This window comes from Streptomyces sp. H27-H5, from assembly GCF_026627505.1.
In the GTDB taxonomy this organism is placed as follows: domain Bacteria; phylum Actinomycetota; class Actinomycetes; order Streptomycetales; family Streptomycetaceae; genus Streptomyces.
On sequence record NZ_JAPNLK010000028.1, the window covers coordinates 22626 to 35379 of the forward strand.

Genomic DNA, 12754 nt, shown 5'->3' on the forward strand with positions numbered 1-12754 from the left:
CATCGCCTTCACCTCGCGGCCCAGGTGGGCCTGGTCGTGGTAGCCGCAGGCCGCCGCGACCAGAACGGGCGCCGCCCCCGCCGTCGGCTCCCTCGATGTCGGCGCCCACCCCGGTGCGGGCCACCCACAGGCCCTCGGTGAAGGTGAAGACGAGCGTGACCAGGCCGGTGGGCAGCTCCAGCCGGCGCCGGGGGAGCTTGAACTCGGTACGGAATCCCGTGTAGTTGCCGATGTGGGGGCGCAGCGCGGGAGCCGGCGGTCGGGTCAGGGGCCGGGGCGGGGGAGGGCGGAGCGCCGACGGGCGCGCGGGAAGGTCGACGGCACCCATCCGCTGTCCCTCCCCCGAGGCGTCGCACGGCCCCGGTCCTGCGGCGCCGTGGGCCGATGATGACAGGAGCCGGGGCCGGTGGCCATGGCCGACGCCGGTCGGAGCGGGTCAGGCCGGGGCGAACAGGATCCGCGCGGTCCCCGGGTCGGCCTCCGTGAGCCGGACCCGGATGCGTTCGCCGAGCGGCAACGCGTCGGCCGGGGACTCGACGCGGCCGACCACCGCGGGGTCCTCCAGGAGGACCGTTCCCACCAGCGGCTCCCGCTCCTTGACGTCGATGACCACCGCGTCGAAGGTGTCGCCGACGTGCCCCGTCAGCAGGGCGGCTCTGTCTCACATTCGGTGGTGACGCTGAGTGGCGGAGGTCGTTGTTGTTGGTGTGATGGATGTCAACGAGCTTGTGCAGATGGTGTTCTCGGGGATATGGCCGCTGGTCATCGAGGATGTGGTCGATGAGGGCGGGCGGGTCTTGGTGAGGGCGCGGACTCCGAGAGAGTCCGCTCTTTGCCCGGTGTGCGGGGTGCCGTCGGGGCAGGTGCACGGCTATCACTGGCGGACGGTGGCCGATGTGCCGGTCGACGGCCGGCGGGTGGTGCTCCAAGTACGGGTGCGGCGCCTGGTGTGTCCCACGCGCGGGTGCCGCCAGACCTTCCGCGAGCAGGTGCCCGGGGTGCTGGAGCGCTATCAGCGGCGCACTACCCGTCTGACCAGGCAGGTCAAGGCGGTGGTGAAGGAGTTAGCGGGCCGGGCGGGAGTACGGTTGCTGGCGGCACTCGCCATGGGCCTGTCTCGTCACACGGCCCTCCGCGCCCTCCTGGGCATCCCGTTGCCGGCCGGCCGGGTTCCCCGAGTGATCGGCGTCGACGATTTCGCTCTGCGACGGCGGCATCGCTATGCCACCGTGGTGATCGACGCCGAGACTCATGAGCGGATCGATGTCCTGCCCGACCGCACGGCCTGCACGCTGGAAGCGTGGCTGCGTGCCCATCCGGGCGTCGAGGTCGTGTGTCGTGACGGATCGACGACCTATGCGGAGGCCATCCGCCGGGCCCTGCCGGACGCGGTGCAGGTCAGTGACCGCTGGCATCTGTGGCACAACCTGTGCGAGGCCGCCCTGGACGAGGTGAAGGCACACAGCACCTGCTGGGCCACCGTGCTCGACGCCCCCATCTATGACGGACCCCGAGCCCAGACCACGCTGGAACGCTGGCACCAGGTCCACGGCTTGCTCGACCAGGGCGTGGGTCTCCTCGAATGCGCCCGCCGCCTCCAACTGGCCCTGAACACCGTCAAACGCTATGCCCGCGCCGACCGACCCGAGCGGATGCTCCGCGTCCCCAAATACCGCTCCAGCCTCGTCGACCCCCACCGCGAACACCTGCGCAAACGCCGGGCCGAAGACCCCGCCGTCCCCGTCCAGCACCTCTTCGAAGAGATCAAGGACCTCGGCTTCACCGGCTGCCTCAACCTCCTGCACAAGTACATCAACCAAGGCCGCGCGGACGCCGACCGCAGCCACATCTCCCCACGCCGACTGGCCCGGATGCTCCTGACCAGGCCAGACAACCTCAAGACCGGACACCGCGATCTCCTGGACCGGCTGACCGCCGCCTGCCTCGAGATGACCCACCTGGCCACCGCTGTCAGGACTTTCGCCCCGCTGCTGAAGCCTCGGCCCGAGAACGCCGACGCTCTTGATGACTGGATCACCCAGGTCCGCAAAGCGGACTTGCCGCACCTGCACGCCTTCACCCGGGGCCTCGAGCGAGACCGCGACGCTGTGATCGCCGCGGTCACACTTCCGTACAGCAACGGACCCACCGAAGGCGTCAACACCAAGACCAAACGGATGGCCCGCCAAATGCACGGACGAGCAGGCTTCACCCTGCTCCGCCACCGCATCCTCCTCGGATAGCACCACCCTCCGCTACCACCGAATGTGAGACAGAGCCAGCAGGGCGGCCTCGACCAGGTTCACGGACTCCCGTTCCACGGTGTTGGCCAGCCGGTTGCCCTCCGCCATCTCGCGGGGGAGCCCCTCCAGCGCGTCGAGCGCCCACGCGGGCGGCGCGACCCCGGCCGCCGCCGCGACGCACAGTTCGCCGGTGTACCGGTCGACGAGCCGGCGCAGGGGAGCGGTGCAGTGCGTGTACGGGGCGGCCACCGCCGCATGCAGCAGCGGGTCCGGGGTCCGCCCGTCGGTGAAGACGGTGTACCCGGCGCCGCGGAGCAGGGTCGTGCACTCCTGGAGGAACGCCGCGTGGTTCGGCAGCCGCGGGTCGAGGGAGCGCACGAGCTCGGCGTACGGGACGTGGTGGGGCCATTCGATCCGCAGGGCCTTCGCCACCCGGTGCAACCGGCCGACCGCCCCGTCGGGGGCGTTCGGGAGGGTGCGCAGGATGCCGGCGCCGGCGGCGAGCATCAGTTCGGCCGCCGCCATGCCGGTCATCAGCGACATCTGGGCGTTCCAGCCGTCCGCCGGCAGCGGGATCCGGTAGGCCGGGGTGTACGCGCCGTCGTGTTCGACGATCTCCTGGTCGGGCACGGCGAGGGAGATTCCGCCGCGTTCGATCTCCAGGACCTCGCGGCGCACGCCGACGTCCTTGAGCAGGGCCACGGTCTCCTCCGCCGTACCGGAGTCGATCGCCCGCTGGACGCCGGCGTAGTCGAGCTTGGCGCGGCTGCGGACCAGGGCGCGGCGCACCTCGGTGGTCTCGACCCGGCCGTCGGCGTCCAGGTCGAACCGCCACAGCAGCGCGGGGGCGTCCCGGTCGGGCAGCAGGCTGGCCGCACCCTCCGAGAGCACCGCCGGGTGCAGGGGGACGTTCCCGTCGGGGAAGTACAGGGTGGTGACCCGGCGGTGGGCCTCGGCGTCGAGGGCGCCGCCGGGCGTGACGAAGGCCGCGACGTCCGCGATGGCGTAGTGCACGCGGTACCCGCCGGGCCGCCTCGCCAGGTGCATGGCCTGGTCGAGGTCGAGGGAGGTCGGCGGGTCCAGCGTGAAGAGGGGGAGGTCGGTGGCGTCGTACGCCGGCAGGCGCGGGTCCCGCGCGACCCGCTCCGCCTCGGCGAGGACCTCGGCGGGGAACTCGCCCGGCACGTCGAGCTTCGTCCGCAGGTCACGCAGTGCGGCCCGCAGGGCAGCCCCGTCTGCGCCGGTCATGTGCAGGTGACGGCGTGGCATGGACCGAGCCTATGGCCGGGCGGCCTCGCCGTCGCGTCGAGCCGTCTACCCTGGCTCGGGGGCCGCACCCCCTGCGCCGTGTCGTACCGAAGGAGAACCACCGTGCTCGTGCTGCTGCCGCCCTCCGAGGGAAAGGCCGCCGGCGGCTCCGGCGCACCGCTGAAGCCGGAGACGTTGTCGCTGCCGGGGCTGGCCGGGGCGCGGGCGGCGGTCCTGGAGGAACTGGTCGAGCTGTGCGTCGGCGACGAGTTCAAGGCCCGCGAGGTCCTGGGCCTCAGCGAGGGGCTGCGGGGCGAGGTCGCGAAGAACGCCGAGCTGCGGACGGCCGTCGCGCGACCGGCCGGCGAGATCTACACCGGGGTCCTGTACGACGCGCTCGGCCTGGCCACCCTGCCCGAGCCCGCCGCCCTGGCCGCCGAGCGGTCGCTGCTGGTCTTCTCCGGGCTGTGGGGCGCGGTCCGGGTCACCGACCGCATCCCGTCGTACCGGTGCTCCATGGGCGTCAAGCTGCCGGGGCTGGGGGCGCTGGGCGCGTACTGGCGGGAGCCGATGGCGTCGGTGCTGCCGGAGGCCGCCGGGGAGGGGCTGGTGCTGGACCTGCGGTCCTCCGCCTACGCCTCCGCGTGGAAGCCCAAGGGCGAGGTCGCGGGCCGGACCGCCACGGTGCGGGTGCTGCACGCGCAGATGGTGGACGGCGTGGAGAAGCGGTCGGTGGTGAGCCACTTCAACAAGGCCACGAAGGGGCGCCTGGTCCGGGACCTGCTGCTCTCCGGGGCGGCCCCGGCGTCGCCGGCGGAGCTGGTGACGGCCCTGCGGGACCTCGGCTACGCGGTGGAGGCCGAGGCTCCCGCGAAGCCGGCGAAGGCGTGGTCCCTCGACGTGGTCGTGACGCAGATCCACTGAGGGACCCGCGATCCGTCGAGGACTCCGGGGCCGGGCTCCGGGGCGGTCGGGGCCGAGGGCTTCAGCGGCCCAGGGGCCAGGCCACGGCCTCCGGGGTCCGGGCGGAGGAGCCCGCGTAGAGGGCGCAGGCGTCCGTGAGGGTCTCCAGCAGCGTCAGCGGGTCGGGGAGCGGGTGCTCCATGCCGCGCAGCCAGCCGACGGAGAGGTCACCGGGGAGGGCGGCCGGCGGGACCAGGACGTAGCTGCCCCGGCAGTGCCAGCGCAGGCCCGGGTGCTCGTCCATCGTCTCGGGGTGGCAGTCCAGTTCGCACGGCCACCACTCGTCCTCGTCCTCCGGGGTGCCCCGGGTGGCGGTGAAGAACAGCATCCGCGCCTGTTCGCCCGTACCGCCGGACTCGGCGACCGGGCCCACCTCGACGCCGGCGGCCAGCAGGCGGGTCAGCGCGTCGCGGCCGGCCTCCAGCGGGACGTCCAGGACGTCGTGGACCATGCCGGTCGCGGTGATGAAGTTGGCCTGGGGCTCGTTGCGGGCCCACCGCTCGATCTGCGCGCGGTCGGTGGTCGACTGGGTCTGCCAGGCGAAGGAGACGGGGTGCCGCGCGGGCGTGGGACAGCCGATCCGGTCGCACGAACACCGGTAGCCGGCGGGATGGGCGGCCGGGGCGATCGGGAGGCCCGCGGCGGCCACGGCCAACAGCAGGGCTTCGCGTTCCTCGCCGGGGTCCTCCGGAGTGGGTTTCGGCCGGCGGCGCAGCCACTGGGAAATCCTGCTCTGCTCGCCGCGTTGGACGCGGCCGGACTCAGACCCCATCAATCCCCTCACCTCACCGTTGCCCCCGGCGGACCCTCACATGGTCCCACCATCCGGGGCCGCGGGTGACCGCACCCCCGAACTCGGGTGGCCCACATAACCATAGAAACCGGCCATATGTTCTCGGCCCCCTGTCCGGCCCCGGCCGGCCGACTGTCAGGCGGTGACTTTTCCCACCCCGCCGACGCCGCCCAGCACCGCGTCCACGAGGGCGTCCGCGTAGGCGTGCGTGAGCGGCGCCGTCCGCATCAGCCAGCGGTGCGTCAGCGGCCCCACCAGCAGTTCCACGGTCAGCCGCAGATCGGCGTCCGGCGCGAGCTGCCCCACCTCCCGGGCCGTGCGCAACCGCGCCTCGTACAGGGCGAGCTGGGGCTCCAGCAGCTGCTCGGTCATCCGTGCGCCCAGCTCCGCGTCGGTGGCGCCGGCGGCGGTCAGGGCGCGCGCGGCCGCCCCGTACTTCTCGTCGTTGAACTCGTCCACCGTCGCCCGCAGGACGTACTTCAGGTCGGCGGCCAGGTCCCCGGTGTCCGGGAAGCCGGTCCACTCGACGTCCTCCTCCGCCTCGCCGGCCAGCGCGAGCGAGGCGTCCAGCAGCACCGCCGCCTTGGACGGCCACCAGCGGTAGATGGTCTGCTTGCCGACCCCCGCGCGGGCGGCGATGGCCTCGATGGTGAGCCGGTTGTAGCCGACCTCCCCGACCAGGTCGAGGGCGGCGTCCAGGATGGCCCGCCGGGACCGGTCGCTGCGGCGGGCGGCGTCCGGGGCCTTGGGGGTGCGGGCCTTGGCGTCCCGCGGCTCCGCGGCAGGGGTCTCGTTCATACGGCCAACGTATCAATGCGAGACGTTTCGTCTTGTGTTTCGGTCATTGAGCTGAACCACCCGGTCAGTTCACTGCGCGGTCGCCCCGGAGGAGAGACGATTCACTCCTCATCACCATGAGGAGCCTTCATTGCGCAGAGACGCCACACCCCGGCGATACCTGATGTGCCCGCCCGCGCACTTCAAGGTCACGTACTCCATCAACCCGTGGATGGACCCCACGAAACCGGTGGACCTGCCCCTCGCACTGGCCCAGTGGGAGGACCTGAGGGACCGCTACCGCGCCCTCGGCCACACCGTCGAGACCCTCGTGCCCGACCCCGACCTGCCCGACATGGTGTTCGCCGCGAACGGCGCCCTGGTCGTCGACGGCCGGGTCCTCGGAGCCCGGTTCGCCTACCCGGAACGCACCGCCGAGGCCGAACTCCACCTCGACTGGTTCCGCGCCCACGGCTTCACGGACATCCGCGAGCCGTCCCACGTCAACGAGGGCGAGGGCGACTTCGCCGTCACCGCCACCTACATCCTGGCCGGCCGGGGCTTCCGCTCCAGCCCCCTCTCGCACGACGAGGCCCAGGAGTTCTTCGGCCGCCCGGTCATCGGCCTCGACCTGGTGGACCCCCGCTACTACCACCTCGACACGGCCCTGTCCGTCCTGGACGGGGACGAGGTCATGTACTACCCGCAGGCCTTCTCGCCGGGCAGCCGGGCCGTGCTCCGGCGGCTCTTCCCGGACGCCCTGCTCGTGGAGGACCAGGACGCGGCGGCCTTCGGGCTGAACTCCGTCTCGGACGGACTGCACGTGCTGCTCCCGCAGGCCGCGACGGGCCTGCCGGCGCCCCTGCGGGACCGGGGCTTCGAGCCGGTCCCGATGGACCTGGGCGAGCTGCTCAAGGGCGGCGGCAGCGTGAAGTGCTGCACCCAGGAGCTGCGGATGTAGCGGCCGCCGACGTGGCCGACGACGGGGACGCGGCGGAGGCGGACGTCACCGGGCGGGCGGCGGCCACTCCTGTCCCCAGTCGGCGTCACGCGCCGCCTTGTAGAGGTCACCGTGGCGCTTGGTCACGGTGGCCCGGGTCAGGCCCCCGCCCTCGCCCGTCCCCTGCGGACCGCACAGCTCCAGCAACACGAGCCCCTTCCGGATCTGCGGCCTCCGCGTGATCCGGGAGGTGGCCGGCGCGACCGGGAAGCGGGTCGCGGCCACGTACGCGAACTTCTCGTCCTCGTACGGCAGGGAGCCGCCCTTGACCTGACGGTGCAGGGAGGACCGGCTGACCCGGGTCGAGAAGTGACACCAGTCCTTGCCGACCTCGATCGGGCAGGTGCCGTCGTGCGGGCAGGGCGCGGCCACCGTCATACCGGCCTCGATCAGCTGCTCGCGGGCCTCGCGCAGGCGCAGGTACCCGTCCGGGGTGCCCGGCTCGATCAGCACCACCGCCCGACCGGCGCGCGCGGCCTCCGCGACGACGGCCAGACGGGCCGGCGCCGTCAACTCGCCCAGGACGTACGACACGGTCACCAGGTCGGCGTCGGGCAGGGCGATCCCGGCCCCGATCACGGCCCGCCGCCACTCGGCCGCGCGGAGCGTCGGGGAGGTGGAGGCCGCCGCGAGTTCCCGGCCCAGGACCAGCGCGGGTTCCGCCCAGTCCAGCACGGTGGTCTCGCGCGGCCCGCCCCAGGTGGCGTCCACGGCCCAGGTCGCGGCCCCGGTGCCGCCGCCCACGTCGACGTGCGAGGCCGGGACCCACTCCGGGGCCGCCTCGGCCAGCCCGTCCAGCGCGGACCGCACCGCCTCGAAGGTGGCCGGCATCCGGTACGCCGCGTACGCGGCCACGTCGGAGCGGTCGCGCAGCACGGGCGCGTCGGTCGGGGTGGTGCCCCGGTAGTTGGCGATGAGCCGCTCCACGGCGGCTCCGGCCTGCTTCGGGGGGAGCCCGTCGAGCAGGCCGCCCAACGCGGACCGGAGGGTTTCGGCGGTGGTGGGTGCGGGGGCGGAGGCGTTCACCCGCGAAGTTTACGGCGCCGCGCGGGACCCGGTGACGCGACGGACGCGCCGCCCCGGGCCCCGGGGCGGCGCGTCCGTCACGGCAGGACCTACGCGCGGGTCCGGGCGCCCGCCATCGGCTCCCGGCCGCGCCACGGCCGGCACAGGCCCAGGAAGCAGGCCACCGCGAGCAGGGAACAGGACAACTGCACCACCGCCATCGGCACCGCCGTGTCCTCGCCCGCGATCCCGACCAGCGGGGAGGCGATCGCCCCGACCAGGAACGAGGAGGTGCCCAGCAGCGCGGAGGCCGACCCGGCGGCGTGCGGGGTGCGCATCAGGGCCTGCGCGTTGGTGTTCGGCAGCAGCAGGCCCATCGCGGACATCAGCACGAACAGCGCGACGGCCATCGGGAGCAGCCCGACCTTCCCGAAGACCCCGGAGGCCATCAGCAGCAGGGCCACCGAGGCGGTGGTGATGATCGCGAGGCCGACGGCGAGGGCCTTGTCGAGGCTGACCCGGCCCACCAGCAGCTTCCCGTTGATCTGCCCGACGACGATCAGGCCGACCGAGTTGAGGCCGAACAGCAGGCTGAACGCCTGCGGCGAGGCGCCGTAGATCTCCTGCACCACGAAGGGCGAGGCGGAGATGTAGGAGAAGAGCACCGCGAAGGAGAACCCGCCGGCGAGGGTGTACCCGGCGAAGACCCGGTCGCCGAGCAGCCCGCGCATGGTGTGCAGCGCCGCGCCGACGCCGCCGGTGTGGCGGCGCTCGGGCGGCAGGGTCTCGCCGAGTCCCCGCCAGACCACGAGGGTGAGCGCGGCGCCGACGGCGGTCAGGACGACGAAGACGCCGCGCCAGTCGGCGACGCGCAGGATCTGCCCGCCGATGAGCGGGGCGATGATCGGGGCGACCCCGGATATCAGCATCAGGGTGGAGAAGAACCGGGCCATCTCGACGCCGTCGTACAGGTCGCGGACGACGGCGCGCGCGATGACGATGGCGGCCGCGCCGGCCAGGCCCTGGAGGAGCCGGAAGCCGATCAGCAGCTCGGTGGTCGGGGCGAGGGCGCAGATCGCGGTGGCGAGGACGTAGACGATCATGCCGATGAGCAGCGGGCGGCGGCGGCCCCACTTGTCGCTCATCGGGCCGATGACGAGTTGGCCCAGCGCCATGCCGGCCAGGCAGGCGGTCAGGGTGAGCTGGACGGTGGCGGCCGGACTGTGCAGGGCGTCGGTGACCTGCGGCAGCGCGGGCAGGTACATGTCCATGGACAGCGGGGGCAGGGCCGTCAGCCCGCCCAGGATGAAGGTGACGAGCAGGCCGGTGCGGCGCGCGGCCTTCAGCGGTGCGGCGTCGCCGGGCGGGACGACCGCGCCGGCGACGGGTACCGAGCCGTGCGGCGACTCCTCCGAGGGGGCCGTCGAGGGGCCTCTCTCCGACATGCGGAACTCCAGTCTTTTTGTCTTCTTTTCGCACCCCTGAGCGATCCATGCTCTCAGCTGTCGGAACGCCCGTGGACCCGTGTCCCGTGTGACGTACCCTGCGGCCCCATGAACGCACGTGGAAAGAAGATCGCCGTGGTGACCGGGGCGGGCTCCGGCATCGGCCGCTCCGTCGCCCTCGCCCTGGCGGGCGCCGGCTGGTCGGTGGCCGTGGCCGGCCGCCGCCCGGAGCCCCTGGAGGACACCGCGAAGGCGGCCGGCGCCGCCGCGGACGTGCTGTGCGTACCGACGGACGTCAGTGACCCGGACGAGGTCGGCGCCCTCTTCGCGACGGTACGGGAGCGCCACGGACGGCTCGACCTGCTCTTCAACAACGCCGGCACCTTCGGCCCGGCAGGCGTCGCGCTGGAGGACATCACCCCCGAGGCCTGGCGGTCCGTCGTCGACGTCAACCTCACCGGATCCTTCCTCTGCGCCCAGGCCGCCTTCCGGGTGATGAAGGCCCAGGACCCGCAGGGCGGCCGGATCATCAACAACGGCTCCATCTCCGCGCACGTCCCGCGCCCGCACTCGATCGCCTACACCGCGACCAAGCACGCGATGACCGGCCTGACGAAGTCGCTGTCGCTGGACGGCCGGCCGTACCGCATCGCGTGCGGCCAGATCGACATCGGCAATGCGGCCACCGAGATGACCGAGCGGATGCGGACCGGCATCCTCCAGGCCAACGGGCGACTCGAAGTGGAACCCGTGATGGACGCCGCCGACGTGGCCCGCACGGTCCTGCACATGGCCGAACTGCCCCTGGAGGCGAACGTGCAGTTCGCGACCGTCATGGCGACCGCCATGCCCTACATCGGACGCGGCTGACCCACCGCCACGACCACGCCGGGGGCGCATCCGGGAATGCGCACCCGCCCCCGGAAGTTGAGCCGATCATGACGACCGAAGTGCTGCGCTACACGGCTTTCTCCGGCGACCCGGCGGGCGGCAACCCCGCCGGGGTCGTCCTCGACGCGACCGGCCTGGACGGGCCCGCGATGCTCGCGATCGCCGCCGGGCTCGGCTACAGCGAGACGGCCTTCCTCACCGACCCGCCCCAAGACCTCGGCGGCGAACCCGGCCGCGCCTTCACCGTGCGGTACTTCAGCCCCAAGGCGGAAGTACCGTTCTGCGGGCACGCCACCGTGGCCACCGCCGTCGCCCTGGCCGAGCGGATCGGACCCGGCGAGCTGCTGTTCGCCACCCCGGCCGGCACCGTCCCCGTCTCGGTCACCGCCGAGCCGGACGAGGGCCTGCGCGCCACCCTGACCAGCGTCGCACCGCACGTCGAGGAGATCGCCGACGCCGACCTCGCCGAGGCGCTGGCCGCACTGGACTGGCCGGCGACCGACCTGGACCCCGCACTCCTGCCCAGGATCGCCTACGCCGGCGCCCGCCACCTGGTGATCGGCGCCGGCACCCGCGCCCGACTCGCCGACCTCTCCTACGACTTCGCCCGCCTGGAAGCCCTGATGCGGCGCCTGGACCTCACCACGGTCCAGCTCGTCTACCGGGAGAGCCCGACCGTCTTCCACGTACGAGACCCCTTCCCGGTCGGCGGCGTCGTCGAGGACCCCGCCACGGGAGCCGCCGCGGCCGCCTTCGGCGCGTACGCCCGCGAGGCCGGCCTCGTCCCGGAGCAGGCGCTCCTCACCCTCCACCAAGGCGAGGACATGGGCCGCCCCGGGATCCTCACCGTCGAACTGCGCCCCGGCGACCCCCGGGTGCGGGTGGGCGGCACCGGGGTGCGGATCGCGTAGGGCCCCGTGCTGAGCGTCGAGACGTACGAGACGGCGCCCGCCCCGCTCGCCGAGCAGGTCCGGGCCCTGGAGGCGCGGGCCTGGCCGGGCGCCGGCGCGGACCACGACCCGGCCCTCGCGCCCCGAACGGTGCTGCTGGTCGACGGGACCGGCACGGTGGCCGCCTCACTGGCCCTGCTGCGCAAGGAGATCCACCTGCCCGGCCGGACCTGGCGGGCCGCCGGGCTCAGCGGGGTGGTGACCCGGCCGGAGCTGCGCGGGCGGGGCATCGGCGGGCGCCTGGTCGCGGCCGCCCGGGCCGAACTGGCCGCCGACCCGACGCTGGACCTCGTCCTGTTCAGCTGCGACCGACCGCTCGGCCCGTTCTACGAGGCGGCCGGCTTCGAACGGCTCCCGGGCACGGTCCTGGTCGGCGGAACCCCCGCCGACCCCCTGGCCACCGACGCCCCCGGCTTCGACAAGACGGTCCTGGCGGCCTTCCTCGGCCCCGACCCGGAGCCGGCCCGTACGGCGTTCACCGGGATCCGGGTCCCGCTGTACCCGGGGACGATCGACCGCCTCTGGTGAGCCGGCCCGGCGTCAGTCCCGGGCCCGGCCCGCGTCGTCGCCGCCCTGACCCTTCGACGAGGTCGCCGCGCCCGCCGCGGCCGTGGCCGGCGCCGACGGCCGACCGGAGCGCACCGGGACCAGGAACAGGGTCAGGACGACCAGCAGGTACAGCGCCCACACGACGAGCTGGAGCACCGTCGGGTCCGGCTGGAAGTTGAACGTCCCCTTCAACAGGGTGCCGTACCAGCTGTCCGGCGGGATCGTCTCGCTGATGTCGAAGGCCTTGTTCGACAGTCCGGGCAGGAAGTCCGCCTCCTGGAGGTCGTGGACCCCGTACGCGAGCACGCCCGCCGCGACCACGACCAGCAGACCACCGGTCCACTTGAAGAACTTGGCGAGATCGATGCGCAGCGCGCCCCGGTAGAACAGCCAGCCGAGCACGATCGACGTCGCGATGCCGAGCAGCACCCCGGTCAGCGGGCCCGCGCCGTCACCGGCGGCCTTCACCGAACGCCACACGAACAGCGAGGTCTCCAACCCCTCCCGGCCGACGGCCAGGAACGCGGTGGCCACCAGCGCGCCCGTGCCCATCGCGAGGGCGGCGTCCAACTTCCCGTGCAGTTCGGCCTTCAGGTGCCGCGCGGTGCGCTTCATCCAGAAGACCATCCACGTCACCAGGCCCACGGCGACGATCGACAGGGAGCCGCCGATCGCCTCCTGCGCCTCGAACGTCAACTGGCGGGTGCCGAACTCCAGGCCCGCGCCGAAGGCCAGGCTCAGCCCGGCGGCCAGCCCCACACCGAGCCACAGCGGCCCGAGCCTGTCCCTGTTCCCGGTCTTCACCAGGTAGGCGATGAGAATGCAGACGACCAGGCTGGCTTCCAGCCCCTCGCGCAGACCGATCAGATAATTGCTGAACACGTGGATCC

Annotated in this window: 11 protein-coding genes and 2 pseudogenes; 6 read left to right on the plus strand and 7 right to left on the minus strand. The window is 73.2% G+C overall.

Features of this window, described 5'->3' with window-relative positions; genetic code table 11:
* Positions 1-436: 436 nt before the first annotated feature.
* Positions 437-655: pseudogene (locus OTB19_RS16110) on the minus strand (RNB domain-containing ribonuclease); the annotation flags it as partial.
* Between the two features lie 55 nt (positions 656-710).
* Between OTB19_RS16110 and OTB19_RS16115 the strand changes: the two are divergent.
* Positions 711-2243 (plus strand): ISL3 family transposase, encoded by a 1533-nt coding sequence (locus OTB19_RS16115; protein ID WP_267798981.1) that lies wholly within the window; start codon positions 711-713, stop codon positions 2241-2243.
* A gap of 12 nt (positions 2244-2255) precedes the next feature.
* On the opposite strand, the gene OTB19_RS16120 is transcribed toward OTB19_RS16115, so the two are convergent.
* Positions 2256-3512, minus strand: a complete 1257-nt coding sequence (locus OTB19_RS16120; protein ID WP_267798918.1) for a ribonuclease catalytic domain-containing protein — start codon at positions 3510-3512, stop codon at positions 2256-2258.
* 102 nt (positions 3513-3614) lie between these two features.
* Between OTB19_RS16120 and yaaA the strand changes: the two genes are divergently transcribed.
* Positions 3615-4415, plus strand: a complete 801-nt coding sequence (gene yaaA, locus OTB19_RS16125) for a peroxide stress protein YaaA (RefSeq protein ID WP_267798920.1) — start codon at positions 3615-3617, stop codon at positions 4413-4415.
* 61 nt (positions 4416-4476) lie between these two features.
* On the opposite strand, the gene OTB19_RS16130 is transcribed toward yaaA, so the two are convergent.
* Together OTB19_RS16130 and OTB19_RS16135 are read right to left on the minus strand one after the other, a co-directional pair.
* Entirely contained in the window at positions 4477-5226 is a 750-nt protein-coding gene (locus OTB19_RS16130; RefSeq protein ID WP_267798922.1) for a bifunctional DNA primase/polymerase, read from the minus strand.
* 156 nt (positions 5227-5382) lie between these two features.
* Positions 5383-6045 carry a TetR/AcrR family transcriptional regulator gene (locus tag OTB19_RS16135; RefSeq protein WP_267798924.1) on the minus strand — a complete coding sequence of 221 codons (663 nt, stop codon included), beginning with the start codon at positions 6043-6045 and terminating at the stop codon, positions 5383-5385.
* A gap of 103 nt (positions 6046-6148) precedes the next feature.
* Between OTB19_RS16135 and ddaH the strand changes: the two are divergent.
* Positions 6149-6985 (plus strand): annotated as a pseudogene (ddaH, locus tag OTB19_RS16140) (dimethylargininase); the annotation flags it as partial.
* Positions 6986-7030: 45 nt separating this feature from the next.
* Here ddaH and OTB19_RS16145 read toward each other — a convergent pair.
* Together OTB19_RS16145 and OTB19_RS16150 are read right to left on the minus strand one after the other, a co-directional pair.
* Positions 7031-8050, minus strand: coding sequence for a small ribosomal subunit Rsm22 family protein (locus OTB19_RS16145; protein ID WP_267798928.1), 1020 nt, complete (start codon positions 8048-8050; stop codon positions 7031-7033).
* An 89-nt stretch (positions 8051-8139) separates the two neighbouring features.
* Positions 8140-9474: a Bcr/CflA family multidrug efflux MFS transporter gene (locus OTB19_RS16150; RefSeq protein WP_267798930.1), complete on the minus strand. Its 1335-nt coding sequence runs from the start codon at positions 9472-9474 to the stop codon at positions 8140-8142.
* A gap of 108 nt (positions 9475-9582) precedes the next feature.
* Between OTB19_RS16150 and OTB19_RS16155 the strand changes: the two genes are divergently transcribed.
* From OTB19_RS16155 to OTB19_RS16165, 3 genes are all read left to right on the plus strand, one after another.
* Positions 9583-10344 carry an SDR family oxidoreductase gene (locus OTB19_RS16155; protein ID WP_267798931.1) on the plus strand — a complete coding sequence of 254 codons (762 nt, stop codon included), beginning with the start codon at positions 9583-9585 and terminating at the stop codon, positions 10342-10344.
* Between the two features lie 68 nt (positions 10345-10412).
* Positions 10413-11276 (plus strand): PhzF family phenazine biosynthesis isomerase, encoded by an 864-nt coding sequence (locus OTB19_RS16160; RefSeq protein WP_267798932.1) that lies wholly within the window; start codon positions 10413-10415, stop codon positions 11274-11276.
* A 6-nt stretch (positions 11277-11282) separates the two neighbouring features.
* A complete protein-coding gene (locus tag OTB19_RS16165; protein ID WP_267798934.1) occupies positions 11283-11843 on the plus strand; it encodes a GNAT family N-acetyltransferase in 561 nt (186 codons plus the stop codon).
* A 12-nt stretch (positions 11844-11855) separates the two neighbouring features.
* On the opposite strand, the gene efeU is transcribed toward OTB19_RS16165, so the two are convergent.
* Positions 11856-12746 carry an iron uptake transporter permease EfeU gene (gene efeU, locus OTB19_RS16170; RefSeq protein WP_267798936.1) on the minus strand — a complete coding sequence of 297 codons (891 nt, stop codon included), beginning with the start codon at positions 12744-12746 and terminating at the stop codon, positions 11856-11858.
* Between the last annotated feature and the right edge of the window lie 8 nt (positions 12747-12754).